We start from the raw sequence: 266 nt of genomic DNA on the forward strand, positions 1-266 counted from the left end.
CTGCGGCACCACCCAGCACTACCTGCTGTTGGATGAGTTCTATCGCACCGCGATCTGGCTGGCCGGACGCACGCCCATCTGGTGGTTGGTGCCGGTCTACGAAGAAAACCGCTACGCCGAGTTTACTCACGCACTGATTTCCAAGCGCTTTATCCGCGCTGATGAAACCCTCGACCTCGGCCATTTGGCTCATATTCCTCCGGGGGAATTTATTGGCGCCGGGCTGTGGCAACTGTTCAAGGGCATCGAGTCGCCCTATAAATCGG

Annotated in this window: 1 protein-coding gene; it reads left to right on the forward strand. The window is 57.9% G+C overall.

The genetic code is table 11. The features are described 5' to 3' along the window. Window positions 1-266, forward strand: a 266-nt coding sequence (locus tag AAEZ05_RS28910) for a class I adenylate cyclase domain-containing protein (RefSeq protein ID WP_350650039.1), incomplete at both ends; no start/stop codon positions are given.

Source organism: Pseudomonas sp. HY13-MNA-CIBAN-0226 (assembly GCF_040310305.1).
Taxonomy (GTDB): domain Bacteria; phylum Pseudomonadota; class Gammaproteobacteria; order Pseudomonadales; family Pseudomonadaceae; genus Aquipseudomonas; species Aquipseudomonas gregormendelii.